The sequence below is a fragment of the uncultured Aquimarina sp. genome (assembly GCF_947495315.1).
GTDB lineage: Bacteria > Bacteroidota > Bacteroidia > Flavobacteriales > Flavobacteriaceae > Aquimarina.
In genome coordinates this window covers 519,929-543,254 of sequence record NZ_CANLYD010000001.1, presented here as the reverse complement: position 1 = coordinate 543,254, position 23,326 = coordinate 519,929, and the positions used below count along the sequence as shown (strand labels likewise).

Below are 23,326 nucleotides of genomic sequence, written 5' to 3'. Positions count from 1 at the left end.
GATGAAAAAATTATTATACCTGTTTTTTGCGCTAAACATTATCTTTTCTTGTAATGAACAAAAAAAGGAAATGACCAATACAACAGTTGACGACACTCAAAAAGAGGAGTTAGCTCCAACTCCTGAAAAGGAAATTACAGATCCTAAAGAAACGGAAGTATGGGACCCAGAACCTAAAGCGATTTCTTTTAATGATATGAATGTGCCTTCAGATGCCATACAACTTTTTAATGGAACCAGCTTAAACCAATGGATCTCAACCAAAGATTCCACAGCGGCTGCTTGGACTATCAACTCTGATAAAACCATGACTGTAAAACCAGGAACTGGTGATATACAGACCAAAAATAATTTTGGAAGTGTCCAATTACATTTAGAATGGAAAGCTCCAGACCTAGTTAAAGGAGAAGGACAAGGTAGAGGAAATAGCGGAGTTTTCTTTCAGAATAAATATGAGGTACAAATTCTAGATAGTTATCAAAATCGCACGTACGCTAACGGTCAAGCTACTTCAATATACAAACAACATATTCCACTAGTGAATGCCACAAAACCAAACGATCAATGGCAAACTTATGATATTATCTTTCACGCACCTGAATTTGATACTGATGGTAAAAAAACCAAATCAGGATCTTTTACAGTGATTCATAATGGAGTACTTGTACAAGATCACGTAGAAATTCTGGGAAGTACAGAATATATTGGCCCTCCTAAAAACGAACCACACGGTAAAGGACCGATCAAATTACAAGATCATAGTAATCCAGTACATTACAGAAATATTTGGGTTAGAGAATTAGATTAATTATTGATTAGAAATAAATTTTGTAATCTCATCATCGGTAAAAGTAGGATTTGCTCCTGAACTTCCTGCCACCATAGCTCCTATCGCACAAGCAAAATCTAAGGCTAATTGGGGTTCACTGTCCTGTAGTAACTTAGAAATTAAAGTTGCCAAAAAAGAATCTCCAGCTCCTACCGTATCCACTACTTCAATCTTGTATCCATTATTATGACACAAAGACCCTTCATAAAATAATGTGGCACCTTTTCCCCCTTTGGTAACACAAATTTGATCCGTATCTGTATGATTTGCTATTGCTTTTATCTGCTCATGCAGTGTAGTTTCTTTAATGCTAAAATGATTGCAGATCTCATCAAGTTCTTCATCGTTTAACTTAATAAAATTTGCTCTTTTCATTAATTCAGAAAGCAATTCTGAATCGTAATGTGGTGGACGAAGGTTTACATCCAAAATCTTGAATTTCGCTTCATCAAGTAATTCGAATAAAGTCTTTCTGGAAATATCATTCCTGGCAGCCAAACTACCAAAAATTATTGCATCCGATGCTTTTACATCTGCAAGAGCCTCCTTCGAACTATTGATAAAATCCCAAGCAACCGGCCGACTAATTTCATAGGAAGCAGTTCCTTCGTTATCCAAGGTCACTAACACCTCTCCTGTATGATGTTGATAATCCTTTTGTATTGTTTCTGAAGACAACCCTTGTTTATCAATATATGTGATAATATCATGCCCTAAATCATCCACTCCAACTCTAGTGATAATAGAAGAATCGATCCCCATTGTTTTTAATCGTAAAGCAACATTAAGTGGGGCCCCACCAATTTTTTTGTGATGCGGAAATATATCCCAAAGTACTTCTCCAAAACAAGTTATTTTCATCTGTCCTTATTTATTGCTAAATCTTACCAACCTATATCAAATTGTTTCATCATTTTTAAAGCTTCTTCAAAAGTAACATTCTTAACATCATGATCATTCCATCTGAAAAGTGATAGATGTGAACTCTGGTTAAATTGAATATTTTCATTCTCTTCGAAAATCTTTTTTCTTGCTGACAAAGTCCTTTTCTTTTCATGAAAATATAACTTTCCATATTCTTCATAAAAGTCAAATTTCAATATTCCTAAAATTTTCATTTGCAATTGAGTTGTATAATCAGCATAATCAATTACTTCTTCTCTTGTAGCAATATGTCCCTTATGAATTACACTATTTCTAAATTTAACCTTATTTGAATCAATTCTCCAAGGTCTATCTGTTATTTTTACGTATTGACAGCAAAAAGCACCATACTGTCTTTCAGATTGATTTTTTAATTCTTTCCAGAATTCATCAATAGTTTCCATAGAAATCCCTTCTTTAATCATAATTACTTTTAAGAAGAATTCATAAGTTCTTTCTAAAGAAGCTGTAAAACTCATAACACTTTCAGAATAACATCCTCTAATAAATGCATACATGGCGGAAGTGTATAATACATCAAATAAGTCACCCATTAATACCGTTAGGGTTTTATGACCTTTAGAACAGGTACATACAGCCATTAAATTTGAATCTATTTCTCCAACCGCATAAACTGGTTTATATCCTTCTTTACTCTTATTAGTACAAATAGAACAGATTGTAATATGCTTCACCTTAATAATTTTACTAATTCAATATAACATATTTAACATTAATAATGGGTAATGGCTTACAATTAAAAATTGAAAATTGAAAATTGAAAAACAGAATACTAAAAAAACAACCCTCACCGGTTAACTACTCCGATGAGGGTCTAGGTTGAAGCCAAAAAAATTAAACTAACTCAACTTACACTCAATTAACAGCTTCAACTTATCTCCAAATTCTTATTTACAGCTATCAAGATCCCGAAACTAGCCTGCCTATCGTCAGACAAGTTCGGGATTGAATTCAGCTATCTCTTTTTAATTCGCTTCGCTTTTAAAAATCGGCTTCATTCAACTTACACTCAATTAACTGCTTCAACTTATCTTATATACTTTATAATTCTTTATTCAAAATGGATTCTAGCCTGCGCTAGAATGACAAAATGATATTGTTTTTCAAACTGAATTCAACTTTTCCCTAATTTTATCAAGAGATAGATTATTGATACTCCCGATATGACTATGTTTTGTGTTCTTCTCTGGTTTATAATTTCCGTTTTCGATATCTAGTCCAATTTTCACATACGCATCTCTAAAAGACATCCCTTTCATTACTAGTTCATTTAATGTATCTACACTAAATAGGTAATCATATTTAGAATCTTCTAAAATAGTCTCATTTACCGTAATACTTTTTAACGCGTAGATTGCCATTTCTAAACATGCTTTTAGATCTTGAATTGCCGGCACAATTCCTTCTTTAAGCAATTGTAAATCTCTATGGTAACCACTTGGTAGATTATTAGTCAATAAACTTAATTCATAAGGCAATGCTTGAACTTTATTACATTTTCCTCTTATAAGTTCAAACACATCAGGGTTCTTTTTATGTGGCATAATACTAGAACCTGTAGTTAACTCTGAGGGAATACTCATAAAATCGAAATTCTGACTCATATATAGACAAACATCCATAGCTAGTTTAGAAAGTGTTCCTGCTACACTACTCATTGCAAAAGCGGTAGACTTTTCTGATTTTCCTCTGCTCATTTGTGCAGCTACCACATTATATTTTAGTGTTTCAAAACCTAGTTCTTTCGTAGTAAATTCTCTATCAATGGGAAATGAACTTCCGTATCCAGCAGCACTTCCTAATGGATTTTGATCTACAACTTTTAGTGCAGCATTTACAAAGTGTAAATCATCCACAAAACTCTCTGCATATGCAGAAAACCATAATCCAAATGAAGAGGGCATCGCAATCTGAAGGTGCGTATATCCAGGTAATAAAACTTCTTTATATTTTTCTGCGGAGTTTAATAAATTTTCAGACAATTCTTTAACCTGAGATTTGATATTTACCAATTCATCTTTTAGATATAAGTGCATTGCCACCAAAACTTGATCATTTCTAGATCTAGCGGTGTGAATTCGCTTTCCGGCATCTCCTATCTTTTTGGTGAGCTCAAATTCTATTTTAGAATGTACATCTTCAAACTGATCTTCAATCATAAAAGTTCCTTCTTCTATTTGTTTTGCTAATACATCTAATTCAATTTCTATTTCAGAAATATCTTTATCCGAGAGTACATCTATCTTATGCAGCATTTTAGCGTGAGCTAAGGTTGCCTGTACATCGTATTTTGCAATGACCAAATCTAGCTGTCTGTCATTACCGACAGTAAACATATCTATCTTTTGGTCCGTTGGTAATCCTTTATCCCAAAGTTTCATAATTATTTAGTATTAAGTAGTTAGAATTAAGTATTAAGTAGTTACTACTTAAAGTTACATTATGTGTATTCAAGACTTTTTTTATTTTCCACTTTTCGTTTTTCATTTTAGATTTTAAACTATTCCTTCTAAAATTTTAATATATAATGCTACCCCTTCTTTGATTTCATCTACATATATAAATTCATCTGCAGAATGTGATCTGGTAGAGTCTCCTGGTCCCAATTTTAATGAGGGACAACTCAATACTGATTGATCTGATAGTGTAGGCGAACCATAGGTTGTTCTTCCTAATGCAACCCCTGATTTCACAATAGCGTGGTCCTTTGGTATCGATGAGGATCCTAAATGTAATGATCTCGGTTTTACCTCAACATTCTTGGGCATAGCCTGTTTTACTATTTCTAAAACTTCCTCATTTTTATACTTATCATTTACCCTAATATCAATTACTAAATTACAATGAGAAGGCACTACATTATGCTGGTTACCAGCATTGATTTGAGTAACTGTCATTTTAACATCTCCTAAAGTTTCAGAGCTTTTTTCGAATTTATAATTCTTAAACCATTCAATTACTTCTAATGTATTATAAATAGCGTTATCCTCATTAGGATGTGCAGCATGACTAGCTGTTCCTTTTACAGACACATCCAGTACCAACAATCCTTTTTCTGCAATCGCTAATTGCATCAACGTTGGTTCTCCAACAACCGCAAATTCAACATTTTTTAAGTATTTCAGAATACTTTTTAATCCTAATGGACCACTACTCTCTTCTTCTGCGGATGCTGCTATTACAAAATTATAGCTCAGATCTTCTCTATTGTAGAAATAGGTAAATGTTGCAATTAAGGAAACTAAACATCCTCCAGCATCGTTACTTCCTAATCCATACAATTTGCCATCTTCTACAAATGCTTTAAAAGGATCATTCGTATAATTACCATTAGGTTTTACAGTATCGTGATGAGAGTTTAATAAAATTGTGGGTTTCTTTTCATCAAAATATTTATTGTACGCCCAAATATTATTGTTTTCTCTTTCAAAAGGAATATCGTATTGATTGAACCAGTTTTCAATCAACTTTGCGGTTCCCTTCTCTTCTGAAGAAAAAGATTGGGTTTCTATCAATGTATGCAAAAGCTCAATAGCCCTTTCGGTTAGTTGTTTAGTATCTGAGTAATTGAGTTTGGCAGTAATTGAGTTTGGCAGTAATGGAGAGACTGAGTCATCAAGTATCCGATCACTACCATTATTCTTTAGGGTATTAAACTTATTATTATCTATCTCTTCCATTTTTTATTTTTTAAAACTCACTTATTGATACTCTTAATCAATCTCAACTTTTTGACTCACTGACTCACTACTACCGTACTCACAGACTCAAAGTCGTATGTTTTATAGTATTATCTCTAATAAAATCGGCATTAGCAATATGCACTTTACTCACATCTTTCTGTAGCGCATCAAAGCAATTCTTTAATTTCGGTAACATTCCATCTGCGATTACTTCTGCATCTCTTAATTCTGAATACTTTTCTAAATTTATATGCTCAATTACAGAATCTTTATCTGCTATATTTTCCAGTACCCCTTTTAACTCAAAACAATAAAAGAGTGAAACATCATAATATGTTCCCATTGCGGAAGCAATTTCTGAAGCAATCGTATCTGCATTGGTATTAAACAATTGACCATTAGCATCATGTGTTACCGCGCAAAAAACAGGAGTTATCCCTAATTCTAAAAAACCTTTGATGGTTTTACCATTTACGCTAGTCACATCTCCTACATATCCATAATCCACAAATTGAACCGGTCTTTTATCTGCCAAGATCACATTACCATCAGCTCCCGTTAATCCCAATGCATTACAATGATGTTTTTGCAAGCCAGAAACAATCGTTTTATTTATCAATCCAGCGTAAGTCATTACTACGATATCCAGATTCTCTGCAGAAGTTATTCTTCTTCCGTCTATCATTTCGGTTTTCACTCCCAATCTTGAAGCTAGTTTAGTAGCAGATTTTCCGCCACCGTGAACCAAGATTTTTGGACCTTCAACTTTAGAGAAATCTTTTAGAAAAGAATCTAAGGCGCTTTCATCTTCTATAATATTACCGCCAATCTTTGCTACTAATAATTTTTGTTTTGTTTCCATCTTCAAATTTATTTTGCCAACCCGCCAACTGGCTCATTCACTAAAAATGTCCACTGGACATTTTCTTAACGTTCTGCCCTCACCAATCTTAGCTACCAATAATTTTTTCTTTTTCATCTCTTAGTTTTTTTCTAATATCTTCTTTAGCACCAATTGAGCAGCATAGGTTCTATTATTTGCCTGTTCGATTACAATCGAGTTATCACTATCAATAACTGCATCATCTATAACAACATTTCTTCTTACAGGTAAACAATGCATAAACTTTGCATCATTAGTTAATTTCATTTTCTCTTCTGTAATTTTCCAGCTCTGATCTTGAGATGACTTTCCATAGTCGGTATAAGAACTCCAATTCTTCACATATACAAAATCTGCATCCTTAAAAGCTTTTTCTTGATTGTACTCTATGGGCACCTCATTAGTAATCTGACTGGCTAACTCAAATCCCACAGGGTGGGTAATTACAAAATCTGCGTCCATACGCTGCATCATCTCTACAAAAGAATTTGCGACTGCCTGTGGTAAGGCTTTTGGATGCGGTGCCCATGATAGTACAATCTTTGGTTTATGTATTGGTTTATATTCTGCTATTGTAATGGCATCTGTTAACGCCTGTAGCGGGTGTCCTGTAGCGCTTTCCATATTAATTACAGGAATCGTAGCATACTGGATAAAGTTCTTAAGTACCTTTTCTTGATAATCTTCTTCTCTATTTTCTAATTTTGCGAAAGCTCTGATTGCCAACACATCACAATACTGAGAAACTACTTGGGCTGCTTCTTTTACATGTTCTGAATTACCCTGATCCATCACTGTTCCATCTCCATATTCTAAAGACCAACCTTCTCCGGTAAAGTTCATTACAATTACATTCATCCCAAGGTTTAAAGCAGCTTTTTGTGTGCTTAACCGAGTACGTAGACTAGGATTAAAAAACAATAAACCAATAGTCTTATCGGCCCCTAATGTTTTATCAGACAAAGGCTGTTTCTTCATCTCAATCGCTTCATTCACCCAATTATCAAGTGAATCGATATCTTGTATTGAAAAGTAATTATTCATATTTGTTATTCTTATTAATCTTACTTCCTCTCCTTGGGGAGAGGATTAAGGTGAGGCACTTTATAATAAACCCTCATCCTAACCTTCTCACTCAATGGAGAAGGAACACTTACTATTTATTTTGGTAAAAGGAATCTTCTTATCAATTGCTTTTACCATAAAACCATCATTCAAACCGTTTACAATCCAGGTTTCTATAGCTGCATTTTGCGCAATGCTTGCCGCCTGTATTTTAGATTTCATCCCACCTGTTCCGTGTGTCGAAATAGATGAAACAATTTCGTCTGTCAATGATGCTATATCGTCCACTTTATCAATTGTATGATATGTATTATTTTTAACTGATTCTTTAGTACAAATACCATTAGTATTCGTAGCAATCACTAATAAATCAGCTTCTAACAAACTAGCTGTTAAAGCGGCTAACTTATCATTATCACCAAATTGAATTTCATCGGTAGCGACTGTGTCATTTTCATTAATAATTGGGATATAGTTATTAGCGACTAATACGTTAATTGTGTTTACAATATTCTTTTTGGATTGTTCCCTTTCAAAATCAGAATATGACAACAAACATTGGGATGTTAGTAAACCTAAATCTCTAAAACTCTCCTGAAAAATTCTCATCAAATGAGGTTGTCCTATAGATGCCAACGCTTGTTTTACATTAATTTCTTTTCCATTACTCTCCAAGTTTACGAATTGCTTTGCCACTGCAATAGCTCCTGAACTGACAATTACGAATTCATATCTATCTTGCAAGGCAACTATTTGCCTGCCAATATCTTCTATCTTACCTCTGGAGATATGATCTGTTCCTTTTGTCAAAACATTAGATCCTATCTTGAGTATGATTCTCTTTTTATCTGATCTGTCCATCTCCATGTATATACCATTTATTCGTAACCAGATGCTGCAACCCTATTGGGCCTCTTTGGTGCAATTTATCTGTACTTATTGCTAGTTCTCCTCCTAATCCTAACTGAAAACCATCTGTAAATCTTGTGGATGCATTATGATATACCGCTGCACAATCTACGGATGACATAAAAGCCTCTGCCTCCTTTTGATTCCTGGTGATAATAGCCGCAGAATGTCCTCCACTATATTTGTTTATTCTCGAAATTGCTTCCGGAGCATTTTCTGTTTCTCCGATGACAATCTTATAATCTAAAAATTCTTCTTGCCATATATCATTATCAGAAATAGGATTTACATCTACATATTTAGACAATGAAGCATCACCTAATATTTCTACATTAAAATTTTTGAGCGTAGTGATAAGATTTCTTACAAAATCTTCTTTATTAGGAAGATTTTTATCTATTAAAACTTTATCTACGGCATTACAAGCAGAAATTTTGTCTGTTTTGCCATTGATAATATTATCTAAAGCCAAAGCTCTATCTGCTTCATTATGCACATAAACAAAATTGTTACCTCTTCCGCTCACTATTACCGGGCAAGTAGCATGTTGTTTTACAAATGCTATTAATTTTTCTCCTCCTCTTGGAACTATGAGGTCAACATTTTGAGTTGGTTTTTCTAAAAATACCTGAGTCTCTGTTCTATTATAATTCAAATATTCTACCCAATGCGATGAGATATTATTTTCCTCAAATGCTTGATGCCAAAGTTTTACAATTTCCAGATTAGAATGTAAAGACTCTTTGCCTCCTTTTAACAAAATCTTATTCCCGGATTTGAATGCGATTCCGGCTGCTTCTATGGTTACATCTGGTCTTGATTCATAAATAATTAATACAGTACCGAAAGGAGCAGTCTTATTATATACCTGCATACCGTTATCATGCGTAAATCTAAAACGCTCCACTCCTATTGGGTCTTCTTGATTGCCTAACTGCGTAAGTGCTGCAATCATCGTTTCAATTTTACTTTGATCTACTTTTAATCGATCACGCATCGCCACATCTTCTCCTGAATAAGATTCAAGATCTTTTAAGTTTGCGGTAATTATGGTATCTCTATGTTGATCTACCAGTACTGCCATCTTTTGCAATACTGAATTTCTTTGTGATATATCTAATATAATGCTCATATTTATATCTTTTCTGGTACTAAAACTTTTTGTAATGCCTTAATGAACTGGTCTATTTCAGATTTACCTATTGTCAATGGAGGAAGTATTCGTAGCAACTTTTTGTTCATAGCACCTCCAGTAAAAATATGTTCATCATAAATTAGTTTCTTCCGAAGGTCACTTACTTCAAAATCAAATTCTAATCCTAGCATCAATCCCTTTCCTTTCACTTTCTTTACTCCAGGAAGTCGAATCGCTTCGGATATAAAATAATCTCCTGTTAGTTTTGCATTATCAATCAAATTCTCCATTTCCAATATTTCTAAAACCGATAAAGCTGCTACACAAGCCAAGTGATTTCCTCCAAAGGTTGTACCCAGCATTCCATAACTAGGTTCAATGTGTGGTGCAATCATAATACCTCCTATTGGGAAACCATTACCCATACCTTTAGCAATAGAAATGATATCTGGTGTAATCCCGTGATATTGGTGTGCAAAGAATTTTCCTGTTCTCCCAAATCCAGCTTGTACTTCATCTAGAATTAATACTACATTACTTTCTTTACACAGTTTTTCTAACCCTTTAAAAAACTCTGTCGTTCCTTCATCTAATCCTCCAACTCCCTGAATTGGTTCAATGATTACAGCACATACATCACCTTTTTTTAATTCAGTGTCAACTAAATCCAAATTATTTAATGGTAAAAAGGTGACATTTTGCTGCATATTCAAGGGCGAATTAATCTTAGCATTATCTGTAGCTGCAACTGCTGCCGAAGTTCTGCCGTGGAATCCATTATGAAATGCTACAACTCTGGATTTACCGGTATAAAAAGAAGCTAGTTTTAGTGCATTTTCATTTGCTTCTGCTCCAGAATTACATAAAAACAACTGGTATTCATTGTACCCAGATAGTTTACCTAATTTATCCGCTAATTCGGATTGTAAACTATTTTGAACGGCATTAGAATAAAATCCAATTTTTTCTATTTGTTCTTTTACTCTTTTTACATAATGTGGATGTCCATGGCCAACCGATATCACTGCATGACCTCCATATAAATCTAAATATTCAATCCCATCTTTACCGACCACAATGCTATCATAAGCGTTCACTGGCTCTACGTCATATAGCGGATATACATCAAATAATTTCATATTTTTCTTTTTAGAACAGAGAATAAAGAGAAGAGAAAATAGATAAAAAGTCTATGCTCTATTTTCTTAACTCTTTAACTCTTACTTAATCGTATTAATTTTTTCATAAGAAGCCATCACTCCTTTTATGACAGAGGAACTTAATCCTTGATGTTCCATTTCATTTAATCCTTCAATCGTACATCCTTGTGGTGTGGTTACTTTATCAATTTCACGTTCAGGATGCGTTCCATTTTCTGCTACTAGGGTTGCTGCACCAATAGCTGTTTGTACGGCAATAATCTGAGCTTCATGAGGATGAAACCCCATTTGAATTCCACCTTGTATCATAGCTCTAAGAAATCTCAAAAAGAAAGCTATTCCACTAGCTCCCAAAACAGTAGCTGCTTGCATCAATCTTTCTTCGATTATTAAAGTTTCTCCTATAGTATCGAACATTTTTTCTACTGTTGACAGCTCCTCTTTTACATCATCATTAGCTGCTATACAAGTCATAGACAGTTTTTTTGCAGCTCCGGTATTAGGCATTACCCGTACGACTTTATTATCAGGCACTACTTCATTAATTTCTGAGATAGAAGTTCCTGTAACCGTAGAAATTAATATCTGATCATGTGTTACCACGTCTTTAATCTCTTGCAAAACCGCATCTAATTGTCTTGGTTGTACGCATAGAATTACCCATTTCACATCTTTTATGGATGTTATGATATTTTGAGAAGTGGATACTCCCAAATTTTCTTCTACTTCTTTTAAGTTGTATTTGGATTTATCTACTACAGTAATATTTTTTGCTTCAAATAGATCACTATCAGCCAATCCAGATATTATAGATTTCCCTAAGTTACCTCCTCCTATAATTGTTATTTTATTCATCTTAAAATGCGCTTGCTTTTAATTCTAATCCTGTTTTTTCTTCTATTCCAAACATCAAGTTCATATTGTGAATAGCTTGACCGGAAGCTCCTTTAATTAAATTATCGATCACTGAAGTGATTAATAACATTCCGTTCTCTTTACTGATATGGAGAATACATTTATTTGTATTTACTACTTGTTTAAGGTGAATTGCTGAATCAGATACTACTGTAAATTTTGCATCTTTATAGAAAGAACTGTACAACTCTTTTGCCTCCTTTTCTGATCCATCATATTTAGTATACATTGTAGCATAAATACCTTTACTAAAATTACCTCTATTAGGTATAAAGAAAATAGGAGTATCAAAATCATTCTGTAATTGCTGAATACTCTGATTGATCTCACCAAGATGTTGATGCGTAAACACTTTATAGCTAGAAAAGTTGTTATCTCTCCAACTAAAATGTGTAGTGCCGCCTGGCATTACTCCTGCTCCAGTACTTCCGGTTGTAGCATTCACATGAATTGAATCAATTAACTTTCCTGCTGAAGCCAACGGCAATAATCCTAACTGGATTGCAGTAGCAAAACATCCAGGATTCGCAATATTCTGAGCTGATTGAATCTTTTCTTTTTGTAATTCAGGTAAGCCATAGACAAAATCTCTTTCCAAGAAATTTTGATCATTTTCTAATCTGAAATCGTTACCCAAGTCTATGATCTTGGTATCATCAGAAAAAGTATGTGTTTCCAAAAACGTTTTTGATCTACCATGTCCAAGACATAGAAATAAAACATCCACATCAGGATTAATAGTATCCGTAAACGAAAGATCTATATCTCCTATTAAATCTACATGTTGTTTACTAATCGAAACACCAGCATTCGTAGTGCTGTATACAAAATCCAACGCTACCTGCGGATGGTTAACTAATAATCTTAGTAATTCTCCAGCTGTATATCCCGATCCTCCTATAATTCCAACTTTTATCATGATTCGCTTGGATTTACATTATGATATATTTTGTTTGCATTCCCGTAGATTTTGATAAAGCCTTTAGCGTCATCCGAGGTCCATGAATTGTTCATTTCGCCATATTGACCAAAATCTGATTTCATCATATCAAATTCTGATTCGATTCCTACCAAATTAAAATGATATGGTTTCAACTTTACTATAACATCACCTGTCACTGACTTCTGAGAGTCGTCTAGAAATACCTCGATATTTCTCATCACGGGATCCAGATAATTACCTTCGTGTAATAACATACCATACCAATTTGCTAATTGCTCTTTCCAATATTGTTGCCACTTGGTTAATACATGTTTTTCTAATAAATGATGCGCTTTTATAATTACTAATGGAGCTGCGGCCTCAAATCCCACTCTTCCTTTTATTCCTATAATGGTATCGCCGACATGAATATCTCTACCGATAGCAAAGGCACTTGCTAGTTCTTCCAGTTTCTGAATATTTTTCACAGGAGTATCCTTGATCCCATCTAAACCTACTAATTCTCCTTTTTCAAAATTCAGTGTGATGGTTTCTTCTTTCTCTTTTTGAAGTTGGCTTGGATATGCATCTTCTGGCAAAGAATTATGAGATGTTAACGTCTCTTTTCCTCCTACACTAGTTCCCCAAATTCCTTTATTAATAGAATATTGAGCTTTTTCCCAACTGTAATCCACTCCGTGTTTTTTGAGAAACTCAACTTCTGCTTGTCGAGATAATTTTAAATCTCTTATCGGAGTAATAATTTCAATTTCGGGAGCCAACGTCTGAAAAATCACATCAAATCTAATCTGATCATTTCCTGCACCAGTGCTTCCGTGTGCTATATATTTTGCTCCTACTTTCTTCGCATAATTAATAACTTCAATCGCCTGAAAAATCCTTTCCGCACTCACTGACAATGGATATGTATTATTCTTTAGAACATTACCAAAAATCAAATATTTAATTGCTTTTTCATAAAACTCATTTAATATTGTTTTATTCACATGAGAAGTGCTTCCTAACTCGTAAGCTCTTTTTTCCGTATGTTCTAATTCTTCATCAGAAAAACCACCGGTATTTACCAATATCGTATGAACCTCAAGTTTTTTTTCGTGAATAAGATATTTTACGCAGTAGGATGTATCTAAACCTCCACTATATGCTACTACTACTTTTTCCATAACAACAATTGTTTATTGCTTGTAAGCATTGTTTGTTTTATTTTTTTTAATCTTTTTAGTACTTTTTTGTTGTACCACTTTTCTTTTTTTCTTACTCCATTAGCTGGATCGTACAACATTCCAGTACAAAGACACATTTTATGATCTTTAGTAGTCAGAATATCATAATTAGTACAGGTTTTACAGCCCGCCCAAAATTTGGGATCGTCAGTTAGTTCCGAAAAAGTAACCGGTTTATACCCTAAGTCTGAATTTATCTTCATTACAGCTAATCCAGTTGTAATTCCAAAAACCTTAGAAAGAGGATACTTTTGCAAAGAATAATTAAACGTGAACTCTTTAATTTTCTTTGCTAATCCTTGATTCCTGTAATCCGGATGTACAATAAGACCAGAATGCGCTACATATTTTTCATGTCCCCAAACTTCTATATAACAGAAGCCAGCAAACTTACCTTGACATAAAGCTATAATTGCATTTCCATTTCTAATCTTGGTTTTTATATACTCTGGAGTACGTTTAGCTATACCAGTCCCTCTAACTTTTGCAGAGTCTGATATAACATTACATATTTCCCGAGCATATGTAAGATGATCTCTTGTAGCGATTATGATTTCTATATCTTTCATCTGTTCTTTTCTATTACCCTATACAGGTCAGATGTAATTCGTTATTTTTACTTTTAATAATAATGAGTCATTGATTCACCGTTATTAAAAAGTGTAACTACTTAAAATTTAAAATGGTAAAATTCCTGGAAAGATTCGAGTTTAGTAAAGTTCAGTATCTATGATTATATACAGATATACATGGTATCAACTAAAAGAATACTTACTAAATCGAAAAAGGAATATTTTCTAGGGGAAGCAGGACGCACCTACTTCAGAATGATTTTAGACCCCCAAGGGGCGACGAAAGCGGCGTGTAGATATATTGGTATCAACTGATCCGTTCAAGAACTGAACTTTAACTTCTATAAAAATAAAATTTGCCGTTTTCATAATAGTAACTCTAAATCGTCGGCCGTAGCCCCTTTCGTTAACTAGATAGTACAAAATTACATAAAAAAAGCCTCTACATAGAAATTAAAAACCAACAATATTACATAATTATCATTTTCGTAAAAACTAAACCAAAATTTCAGAAAAACCCTAAGAAAATGACATGAAAAATTACATTTTACTAATTACCTTCCATTTAAATAACCAATATAGAAGAACATTTTTTGTTATTTTTAACGGTAAAAAGGAATGATTAGGTAAAAAAAGAAACAATATCATTAATATAATAAAATATGGTATTGATCATTAAAAGTATACGTCTTACGTATACTTTTCACAATACGAAAAGGATTTAGAATACGTATTTGATTAAAAAAATATGACTTTTTTGAACTTTCTTAATCTTTTTAACATATAAATTTTGTGAAAATAAAAAAAAACAATACTTTTGGTTAACCAGATTGGTCAACCAGTTAAAATCAAACCCAGTATATGAATATTAAAATAGAAAAGGAAATGGATGTTATATCCAATCCAAAAAAGGGTTCCGAAGAAATAATTATCTCTAAAATTAGGGAATTAATTGTTTCTAAGCAACTTGAACCTGGTGATAAGCTTCCAGCTGAAAGAATTCTGGCTGAAAAGCTAGGAGTAAGTCGTAATCAATTGCGTCAGGCTATACAAAGGTTAGAATTTTATGGATTGGTTAAAAAATATCCCCAAAGTGGGACAAGAGTATCAAATATAGGTGTAACTGCACTTAATGGAATGATGACCGATATTTTACAATTACAGGAGCCTGATTTTAAATCTTTAGTAGAAACCAGATTAATACTGGAAACAAATGCTGTAAGATTAGCAGCAACAAGGAGATCAGATGAGCATCTACGTCAAATACAAGCTGCACACGAAGCCTATAGTGAAAAAGCAATAAACGGTTTAAATGCTGTAGAGGAAGATCTAATGTTCCATCTTAAACTATCGGAAGCTAGTGGTAACAGTGTCATCAATTCATTAATGTTAGTAATCACACCAGAAATTATTACTCGTTTTGTTGCTAACAAAGTGTGTAATAAAGATGAAAATCATTTATTAATAAAAGAACATCAATCTATAATTGACGCTATAATCGACAAAGATCCGGATAGAGCAGTTGCAAAACTAGAAGAACACTTTAAAGATTTATATAAATTTTGTTATGATTAAGAGTAATTAATAAAAAACCAAGGGAAATAATTCTAATACCAATCGAATATGTAACAAAAAAAGAAACAAAAAAAAGGGACAGCTACCACACTAATCCCTTGATTTTCGAAAATTTACTTAGTTTAACAAGTAAAATTTAGACTATAATTGCTTATAGATAGATTATAACAAAGATAAGAAAAATACATAAACGCACTTCGATTTATTGTTTTTTTGAGGCTTTGTTTGAAAATAAGTAATTATTAAAATCAAGTTTTGCTTTTAAATCGAAAATGAACCTATTAGTTATTTAAACTAAAGCATTCTAAAACAAAAAAATAATTACTTATGTATTTAAAAAAGATTATAACAATCCTAATGATTGTTCTATATCATTGTACAGTGCTTGCTCAAGATGGCATAACGTTAGAAGGAACTGTTACTTCCCAAGAAGACGGAATTCCAATACCAGGTGTTAATGTACTGATATTGGGGTCAAATGCTGGGACGACCACAGATTTTGATGGATTATACCAGCTTAAAGTAAAGAAAGGAGATGTAGTTTCATTTTCTTTTACTGGAAAGAAAACAATAACTATATCTATTGACAATCAAACAAAAATTGATGTGGCTCTGGAAGAAGAAGCTTCTGTACTTGAACAGGTCGTAGTTATTGGTTATGGGGTTCAGAAAAAATCTAGTTTAACAGCTTCTGTATCCAAATTAGAAAACAAAAACCTTGATGAACTACCTTACTCCGACGTATCCAATAGTATCAAAGGTAAAATTGCCGGAGTTCAAATCAGAAACACCAGTGGTAACGTGGGTGACGAACCTGAAATAATAGTAAGAGGTATTGGTTCTATTAGCCTTAGTTCAGCACCATTGGTTGTAGTAGATGGATTTCCTTTTGATGATGGTCTTCAGTTCATTAATCCTAGTACGATAGAATCCATAGAAGTTTTAAAAGATGCGAGTTCTACCGCAATATATGGATCCAGAGGTGCTAATGGTGTTATCCTCGTAACTACTAAACAAGGAAAATCTGAAAAAACTTCGTTTGAGTTTAAATCATTATCTGGTTTCAAACAAGCTGCAAGAAGTATTGACATCTTAGATGCAATTCAATTCTCTGACTTAGATAGAAATAGAGATCAATTAGTAGAAAACTTTAATGCTCAGCAAGAAAATAGAGAACCTAACTTTATAAACTATGATAATGTGCAAATAGGAAAAAGAACTATCGCACAGAATATTGGTGGGCCTACTAACTGGCAGGATGAAGCATTAAGAAACCCCGCTAGAATTGATAATTATCAGCTAAATGTGTATGGAGGAGGAACTAGAACTAACTACTTGATATCTGCAAATTATATTTATGATGAAGGCCTTAGAAAAGATAACGATTTAGAAAGATTAAATCTATCTGCAAGACTTAAATCTAAATTATCAGATAACTTAAGTTTTGATTTAAAAATTAACCCTTCTTATACACTTACCAGAAGATCTTCTATCAATTTCACGGATACTGGAAGATATGAAACTTGGATTCCTGTTAGACATAATCAATATACTTCTGATTTAACGGGACAACCTGTAGGAAGTTATGCGCACGCATTACATTTTAGAAATCTTAATTTTGACTATATAGACCCTGTAACCGGTCAAACGGAAAACACTGGGAATATAGAAAATCTATGGTCTTCATCGAACTTTAATCCTATCTCTAGACAAGAGTCTAGTAGACGTAATCGTTTTGAATATAGATTATTAGCTAATGGTTCTGTTAAATGGAAAATTGCTAAAGGACTTACATTAAGATCTTCATTAGGTGGTTACGTAAGATATCGTACTGGAGAAGAATTTTTCGGATCCGATGGTGATCGAGATGGAGAAACTGAAGGAATTTTAGCAGATCAACTTACTGTTAAATATATTAATGAGAATACATTAACTTATAATAGAGATTTTAATGGACATGATCTTGGATTGTTATTCGGTATTACCTACGAGAATACATCAGAGCGTCTTAGCAACCTTAGAATAACCAACTTTGATGATGAAACCATCACAACTCTTAACGGAGGAACTATTATAGATCTAGATAACACATTTACCCTAAAAGATGAGACCATATTATCGTCTTATTTAGCAAGAATTAATTATGCCTATAGAGATCGTTATTTAATTTCGCTAGCAGGAAGGGCGGATGGCTTTAATAAGTTCGGAAAAAACAATAAATACGGAGTTTTCCCATCTGTTTCAATCGGTTGGAATGTAGCTAATGAAAACTTTTGGAAAAACAGTATTGGTAACACAGTAAATAACCTGAAGTTAAGATCTAGTTGGGGTATTAGTGGGTCTGCTCCTGCTCTATTTGACTTCTTAGCACCAACCATAGTAGATTTCAGTAACTATAGTTTAGGAAACACTGGTAACGTTACCACAGGACAAGGTGAAGTTGACTTTTTACAAGGAAATCCAGATATAACCTGGGAAACGAATACAGAATTTAACAATGGTATTGATCTGGGGTTTTTCAATGGTGCTGTAAACCTTACAGTAGATTACTACTATAAATTATCAGAAAAACTTTTATTAAGACAACAAATTTCTAATTCAACTGGTTTTGACGAACAGTGGAACAATATTGGAAAAGTTCAGAATTCTGGTTGGGAATTTGACTTATCTACAAATCTTGGAAGAGGTAAACTGAAATGGCAAGGAAATGCTAATATCTCTTTTAATGAAAATAAGCTTATTTCCTTTGGTGGTTCTGAGAGATCAATTAATAATGGAGAACGAACGGATCAGTATATTACTCGTGTAGGAGAACCGTATATTCAGTTCTACGGATATCGTACAGATGGTATTTTTCAAACTGCAGAAGATTTAGCAAATAACCCTAGTGGTATTACAGATGCTGTAGGAGGACTCAAAAGAGTAGATGTTAATGGTGATGGAATCATTAACGAAGATGACAGAACTGTCATTGGTGATCCATTTCCTGATTTTATTTGGGGATTCACTAATACGTTTACCTACGGAAATATAGATCTTAACTTTTCTTTTCAAGGATCTCAAGGAGGTGAAGTAGTTTGGGGTGAAGCCTTCTATAATGAAGTTGCCCGCTACGGAACAACATATGCCGAAGATCAATGGTTTAACGAGAATATCCCTGCAAGTAGACCCGGAATTAGAATAGGTGTTCCATGGTTAGAAACAGATTATGCAGTACAAGATGCATCTTATATATCCTTAAGAGAAGTGGTACTCGGATACTCTATCCCTACTACTGCTGCAAATAGGATAGGTTTAGAGAAAATGAGGGTTTACCTCTCGGGACAAAACTTATGGTATAGAGCTGCAGATGATTATCTAGGTAACAACCCAGAAGGTAATACTACTGTTGATAATAATGTTTTAATCAGAGGCTATCAAAGAGGAGTTACGCCAGTACAACGTCAGCTTGCTCTTGGATTAGATATAAAATTCTAAATGGTAATTAATTATTGTCAAATTCATACATATTATTGGCTAAGGCTATTAATATAATATTGAAATATTGATTAAAAAATATACATAATGAAACATATTTTTAAACTTCCAAACAGATTCATAAATTTTAATATTTATGCATTGTCCTTGACGTTACTAATGGTGTCCTGTGATCTTGAAGAAGATGTAATTTCCTTTAGATCGGATGACAACTTCTATCAAAACCAAGAAGAATTAAACAGAGGAGTAATAGCTTCATATTCTGGACTATATGATGTAATGTCTGTAGAATGGAATATCACAGAACTTCGTTCTGATAATACATTTACCAACCCTGATAGATCTCCAGAATCAGATGCACCTCGTTTTACATTAGATCGCTTAACGGTAGATACTAATAACTCCATAAATCAAGCATATTACGCTAATTGTTATAAAACTATTGCTTTGGCAAATAGAATTCTTGCGAATCTAGATGTTGCAGAGGATCAAGACTTAAGAAATCAATACGAAGGCGAGGCCAAATTCCTAAGAGCATTAATGCATTTTAACTTAACACGATTATATGGAAGTATTGTAATTGTTGATAGGGTATTAATAGGTGAAGAAGGCTTTCAATTATCTCGTAGACCTCAATCGGAAGTATATCCTTTTATTATTCAAGACTTAGAAGATGCAATAACACTTTTACCTGAAGAATATGATGATTCAGAATTCGGGAGAGCAACAGGAATTGCAGCTAGAACCATATTAGGAAAAGTTCATTTATCAAGTCCTACAAGAGATTTAGAAGCAGCAATCACTCAGCTAGAATATGTTAGAGACAGAGGAATAAATGATCTTATAACAAATTATGATGATCTTTTCGAACCTGGTAATGAACTAAACAATGAAGTTATTTTTTCAGTCCGCTATGAACAAGGGCTTATTGGTTTAGGATCTCCTTTCCCTAACTTTTTTGCTCCTTTACAAAGTGATGGTAATGTAGTTTTTGGTAATGGTGATGGACTTAATGTTCCAACTGAAGATATATCTGATCTTTATGAAACTGGTGATCAAAGAAAACTTTCATCTATGGCTGATAGTTACATAGCCACCAATGGAACTGAAATCTTTAATAAACATGTAACAAAATATAACTCAGATTTTAATGCACTAGATGATGGAGATGTAGATTGGCCTATTACACGATTTGCTGATGTGCTATTAATGCTTTCTGAAGCTTATGTAGATGCCCGAGGAATTCCAGAAGCTTTAATCGAACTAAATAAAGTAAGAGTGCGAGCTGGTCTAACAGCTATAGTTGAATCCGACGTAAGTTCAAGTTTTGCTTTTAGACTTGCTTTAGAAAATGAACGCCGTTTGGAATTTGCTTTCGAAAATCACAGATTCTTTGATCTTTTAAGAACTAATAGAGCATTAACAGTAATAAATGAGCACTTTGTTAACGAGTTTGCATATAACAACCCTGATAATCCAGATCTTGACGCAAGTCCCATTTCTGATTTTCAGTTACTATTACCGATACCACAAAGAGAAATCGATCTAAACCCTAACTTAGCTCAAAACATAGGTTATTAATGTTTAAAACCAAACAACATATCATTACTATTATAGTGTCAATCCAACTATTTTTTATTGGATGCATAGGTTTTGCTAATGAGATTAAAGTAGCTACTATTGATGAATTCAATACAGCTATACAATCTGTAAAAGCAGGCGATCGCATTATACTAAAAAATGGAGAATGGAAGGATGTAAAATTAGTAGTAAAAGGTCAAGGGAACTCAGGAAAGCCAATTATAATTGAAGCAGAAGAATCCGGTAAAGTATTCATTACCGGAGACTCTAGCTTAAAAATAGCTGGGACTCATATCGTAGTTAAAGGTTTATGGTTTAAGAATGGCTATACTTCAGGTAAATCTGTAATCTCCTTTAGAATAAACTCTAAAGAATTCGCAACTCATTCTAGATTAACTGATTGTGCTATTACCTATTATAATCCAAACTCCAAAGCAACTGATTATAAATGGATAAGTGTTTGGGGTAAGAACAATAGAGTAGATCACAACTATTTTGCCGGCAAGACTAACTCAGGTACTACTCTAGTCGTTTGGCTAAAAGGTGAAGAGCACATCAATAACAATCATAGAATTGATCATAATTATTTTGGAGAAAGACCTCCTTTAGGGTTTAATGGCGGTGAAACAATAAGAATTGGAACGAGTAAAAATTCCTTATTATCATCCAGAACTATTGTAGAAGATAATGTTTTTGAAAAATGTAATGGAGAAGTAGAAATTATTTCTAACAAATCTTGTGATAACGTATATCGTAACAATCTTTTTTTAGAAAGTGAAGGTGTATTGACTTTAAGACATGGGAATAAATGCTTAATAGAAAGCAACGTTTTTATTGGAAATCAAAAACCCAATACAGGAGGTGTTAGAATTATTAATGCAGGTCATGTTGTGAGAAATAATTTGATGATGAATCTTACTGGTGACGGCTTTAGAGGTCCAATCGTAGTTATGAATGGTGTACCTAATAGTCCTGCCAACAGGTACCATCAGGTAAAAGATGTTTCTATTCAGAATAACACTATTATTAATTGTTCTCCAATTCAGTTTTGTGCAGGAAAAGATGAGGAAAGATCATTAGCACCCATAAATACAGTTTTCGCTAACAATCTAATTTTCAATGATAAAAACGGTGATATTGCAGCAGTACATGATAAATTAGATGGCTTTAAATTCTATGGGAATATTCTTGATTCTGAAAAAAGTTTTAATCAATCAGGTTTTGCAAAGGTTAAAGTGAACTGGGATACTTTAGATGATATTCTCTACATTCCAAAAACTATCAATGAGGAATTAATCAAAAATTCCAAACCTGAAGGTAAGCCGACCAAACTTGACATCACTGGAACAAAGAGAGACACTTTTGTTGCCGGAGCATATAATCTTGGAAATAATAAGCTTCCGAAGGCACTTGTTTTAAAAAGCGGTACTTCATGGGATTCTAAAGTAGCACCTCAGAAAACAATAGTAGAACCCGAAATTATTGAAGTAGAACCAGGTGTAGGGACTTTGCGAAAAGCACTAAAAAAAGCTTCTTTTGGTAGTATCCTTAATTTAAAATCGGGAGAATATATTTTAGAAAAAGGAATAAAAGTTTCGACTAGTGTTACTATTCAGGGAAAGTCTAAAGACAAAAAACCTTTATTAAAAGTAAAAGAAGGATTAGAAAAAAATCCGACTTATTTCTTTAGAGTTGAAAGAGGTAATACCTTACGATTAAATAACCTTGAAATATCAGGAGACTTAAGTACTCCAATAAAATATGCGGTTGTCTCTCCTGACAAAGGTATATCTGAGGCTTATTCTGTATTTATTGATAATTGTCATATTCATGGCTTTAAAAACAAAAAAGGTGGCAGCATATACAAAGCCTATAAAGGAACCTTTGCTGATACCGTTAGTATTGTCAATTCCAGAATTGAAAATGCTTATAGAGGTATTAATCTATCTGAAGAAAAAGATGATAACGGAAAATACAGTGCTCAAGTAGTACATATCGATAATACAATTTTTAAGGATATCGATCAATGGGCTGTGAACTATTATCGAGGTGGAACTGATGAGTCAACTTTAGGAGGAAAACTTATAATTGACAATTCGGTATTCAGTAATATAGGTAATACAGAAAAAGGTACGGTAATAAGAAATAAAGGTATTGTATCAGTTGACATCAAAAACTCAGTATTCGAAAAAAGCTACAAAGTTGTGAATCCTGTCAATCTAAAAGGAAACAAAAATAGTATTAGTAACTGTGTCATTTTTGACTGCGGTACTGTAAAAATAACAAAAGGAGCATCTGCTACAGATGTAATGTATAAAAACCCAAAATGGGAAGATAAAAACAATTTCATTCCAAGTGAGAAATCGCCGTTACTTAAAACGCAACGTATCGGATTGAAGTGGGAAGCAAAAAAATAAAATTAACACCATAG

18 protein-coding genes are annotated in these 23,326 nt (G+C 33.4%); 5 read left to right on the top strand and 13 right to left on the bottom strand.

Features of this window, described 5'->3' with window-relative positions:
* Position 1: 1 nt before the first annotated feature.
* Positions 2-808, top strand: coding sequence for a DUF1080 domain-containing protein (locus tag Q0910_RS02355; protein WP_299212095.1), 807 nt, complete (start codon positions 2-4; stop codon positions 806-808).
* On the opposite strand, the gene Q0910_RS02350 is transcribed toward Q0910_RS02355, so the two are convergent.
* The 13 genes from Q0910_RS02350 to Q0910_RS02290 all read right to left on the bottom strand — a co-directional run bounded on the left by Q0910_RS02350 (position 809) and on the right by Q0910_RS02290 (position 14,259).
* The gene (locus Q0910_RS02350; RefSeq protein WP_299212091.1) at positions 809-1,690 is read right to left on the bottom strand and encodes a carbohydrate kinase; all 882 of its coding nucleotides are present in this window, start codon (positions 1,688-1,690) and stop codon (positions 809-811) included.
* Between the two features lie 23 nt (positions 1,691-1,713).
* Complete coding sequence (locus Q0910_RS02345) at positions 1,714-2,448, bottom strand: hypothetical protein (RefSeq protein ID WP_299212088.1); 735 nt, start codon at positions 2,446-2,448, stop codon at positions 1,714-1,716.
* Between the two features lie 429 nt (positions 2,449-2,877).
* On the bottom strand, positions 2,878-4,155 hold the full coding sequence (argH, locus tag Q0910_RS02340; RefSeq protein WP_299212085.1) for an argininosuccinate lyase: 1,278 nt from the start codon (positions 4,153-4,155) through the stop codon (positions 2,878-2,880).
* 114 nt (positions 4,156-4,269) lie between these two features.
* The gene (locus Q0910_RS02335; protein ID WP_299212082.1) at positions 4,270-5,454 is read right to left on the bottom strand and encodes a M20 family metallo-hydrolase; all 1,185 of its coding nucleotides are present in this window, start codon (positions 5,452-5,454) and stop codon (positions 4,270-4,272) included.
* 79 nt (positions 5,455-5,533) lie between these two features.
* Positions 5,534-6,319, bottom strand: coding sequence for an acetylglutamate kinase (gene argB / locus Q0910_RS02330; protein ID WP_299212079.1), 786 nt, complete (start codon positions 6,317-6,319; stop codon positions 5,534-5,536).
* A gap of 120 nt (positions 6,320-6,439) precedes the next feature.
* Positions 6,440-7,384: an N-acetylornithine carbamoyltransferase gene (locus Q0910_RS02325; protein ID WP_299212076.1), complete on the bottom strand. Its 945-nt coding sequence runs from the start codon at positions 7,382-7,384 to the stop codon at positions 6,440-6,442.
* An 87-nt stretch (positions 7,385-7,471) separates the two neighbouring features.
* Positions 7,472-8,272 carry a glutamate 5-kinase gene (proB, locus tag Q0910_RS02320; RefSeq protein WP_299212073.1) on the bottom strand — a complete coding sequence of 267 codons (801 nt, stop codon included), beginning with the start codon at positions 8,270-8,272 and terminating at the stop codon, positions 7,472-7,474.
* Positions 8,250-9,446, bottom strand: a complete 1,197-nt coding sequence (locus Q0910_RS02315; protein ID WP_299212070.1) for a glutamate-5-semialdehyde dehydrogenase — start codon at positions 9,444-9,446, stop codon at positions 8,250-8,252. Before Q0910_RS02315 ends, proB begins: the two co-directional genes overlap by 23 nt.
* A gap of 2 nt (positions 9,447-9,448) precedes the next feature.
* Positions 9,449-10,588, bottom strand: a complete 1,140-nt coding sequence (locus Q0910_RS02310; RefSeq protein WP_299212067.1) for an aminotransferase class III-fold pyridoxal phosphate-dependent enzyme — start codon at positions 10,586-10,588, stop codon at positions 9,449-9,451.
* Between the two features lie 81 nt (positions 10,589-10,669).
* Positions 10,670-11,464, bottom strand: a complete 795-nt coding sequence (gene proC, locus Q0910_RS02305) for a pyrroline-5-carboxylate reductase (protein WP_299212064.1) — start codon at positions 11,462-11,464, stop codon at positions 10,670-10,672.
* A gap of 1 nt (position 11,465) precedes the next feature.
* A complete protein-coding gene (gene argC / locus Q0910_RS02300) occupies positions 11,466-12,443 on the bottom strand; it encodes an N-acetyl-gamma-glutamyl-phosphate reductase (protein ID WP_299212061.1) in 978 nt (325 codons plus the stop codon).
* Entirely contained in the window at positions 12,440-13,630 is a 1,191-nt protein-coding gene (locus Q0910_RS02295; protein ID WP_299212058.1) for an argininosuccinate synthase domain-containing protein, read from the bottom strand. The genes argC and Q0910_RS02295 overlap by 4 nt, the downstream gene beginning before the upstream one ends.
* Positions 13,618-14,259, bottom strand: coding sequence for a GNAT family N-acetyltransferase (locus Q0910_RS02290; RefSeq protein ID WP_299212055.1), 642 nt, complete (start codon positions 14,257-14,259; stop codon positions 13,618-13,620). Before Q0910_RS02290 ends, Q0910_RS02295 begins: the two co-directional genes overlap by 13 nt.
* A gap of 864 nt (positions 14,260-15,123) precedes the next feature.
* Here Q0910_RS02290 and Q0910_RS02285 point away from each other — a divergent pair.
* From Q0910_RS02285 to Q0910_RS02270, 4 genes are all read left to right on the top strand, one after another.
* On the top strand, positions 15,124-15,837 hold the full coding sequence (locus Q0910_RS02285; protein ID WP_299212052.1) for a FadR/GntR family transcriptional regulator: 714 nt from the start codon (positions 15,124-15,126) through the stop codon (positions 15,835-15,837).
* Positions 15,838-16,164: 327 nt separating this feature from the next.
* A complete protein-coding gene (locus Q0910_RS02280; protein ID WP_299212049.1) occupies positions 16,165-19,314 on the top strand; it encodes a TonB-dependent receptor in 3,150 nt (1,049 codons plus the stop codon).
* Between the two features lie 87 nt (positions 19,315-19,401).
* Positions 19,402-20,895 (top strand): RagB/SusD family nutrient uptake outer membrane protein, encoded by a 1,494-nt coding sequence (locus Q0910_RS02275; protein ID WP_299212046.1) that lies wholly within the window; start codon positions 19,402-19,404, stop codon positions 20,893-20,895.
* Positions 20,895-23,312: a polysaccharide lyase 6 family protein gene (locus Q0910_RS02270; RefSeq protein ID WP_299212043.1), complete on the top strand. Its 2,418-nt coding sequence runs from the start codon at positions 20,895-20,897 to the stop codon at positions 23,310-23,312. The genes Q0910_RS02275 and Q0910_RS02270 overlap by 1 nt, the downstream gene beginning before the upstream one ends.
* Positions 23,313-23,326 lie beyond the last annotated feature (14 nt).

Excerpts from the sequence above, each read along its gene's own strand:
- Q0910_RS02315 (WP_299212070.1), bottom strand. The coding sequence starts at position 9,446 with ATGAGCATTATATTAGATATATCACAAAGAAATTCAGTATTGCAAAAG.
- argH (WP_299212085.1), bottom strand. The coding sequence starts at position 4,155 with ATGAAACTTTGGGATAAAGGATTACCAACGGACCAAAAGATAGATATG.
- Q0910_RS02270 (WP_299212043.1), top strand. The coding sequence starts at position 20,895 with ATGTTTAAAACCAAACAACATATCATTACTATTATAGTGTCAATCCAA.
- Q0910_RS02285 (WP_299212052.1), top strand. The coding sequence starts at position 15,124 with ATGAATATTAAAATAGAAAAGGAAATGGATGTTATATCCAATCCAAAA.
- proB (WP_299212073.1), bottom strand. The coding sequence starts at position 8,272 with ATGGAGATGGACAGATCAGATAAAAAGAGAATCATACTCAAGATAGGA.
- Q0910_RS02290 (WP_299212055.1), bottom strand. The coding sequence starts at position 14,259 with ATGAAAGATATAGAAATCATAATCGCTACAAGAGATCATCTTACATAT.
- argC (WP_299212061.1), bottom strand. The coding sequence starts at position 12,443 with ATGATAAAAGTTGGAATTATAGGAGGATCGGGATATACAGCTGGAGAA.
- argB (WP_299212079.1), bottom strand. The coding sequence starts at position 6,319 with ATGGAAACAAAACAAAAATTATTAGTAGCAAAGATTGGCGGTAATATT.
- Q0910_RS02275 (WP_299212046.1), top strand. The coding sequence starts at position 19,402 with ATGAAACATATTTTTAAACTTCCAAACAGATTCATAAATTTTAATATT.
- proC (WP_299212064.1), bottom strand. The coding sequence starts at position 11,464 with ATGAATAAAATAACAATTATAGGAGGAGGTAACTTAGGGAAATCTATA.
- Q0910_RS02310 (WP_299212067.1), bottom strand. The coding sequence starts at position 10,588 with ATGAAATTATTTGATGTATATCCGCTATATGACGTAGAGCCAGTGAAC.
- Q0910_RS02280 (WP_299212049.1), top strand. The coding sequence starts at position 16,165 with ATGTATTTAAAAAAGATTATAACAATCCTAATGATTGTTCTATATCAT.
- Q0910_RS02350 (WP_299212091.1), bottom strand. The coding sequence starts at position 1,690 with ATGAAAATAACTTGTTTTGGAGAAGTACTTTGGGATATATTTCCGCAT.
- Q0910_RS02295 (WP_299212058.1), bottom strand. The coding sequence starts at position 13,630 with ATGGAAAAAGTAGTAGTAGCATATAGTGGAGGTTTAGATACATCCTAC.
- Q0910_RS02355 (WP_299212095.1), top strand. The coding sequence starts at position 2 with ATGAAAAAATTATTATACCTGTTTTTTGCGCTAAACATTATCTTTTCT.
- Q0910_RS02335 (WP_299212082.1), bottom strand. The coding sequence starts at position 5,454 with ATGGAAGAGATAGATAATAATAAGTTTAATACCCTAAAGAATAATGGT.
- Q0910_RS02325 (WP_299212076.1), bottom strand. The coding sequence starts at position 7,384 with ATGAATAATTACTTTTCAATACAAGATATCGATTCACTTGATAATTGG.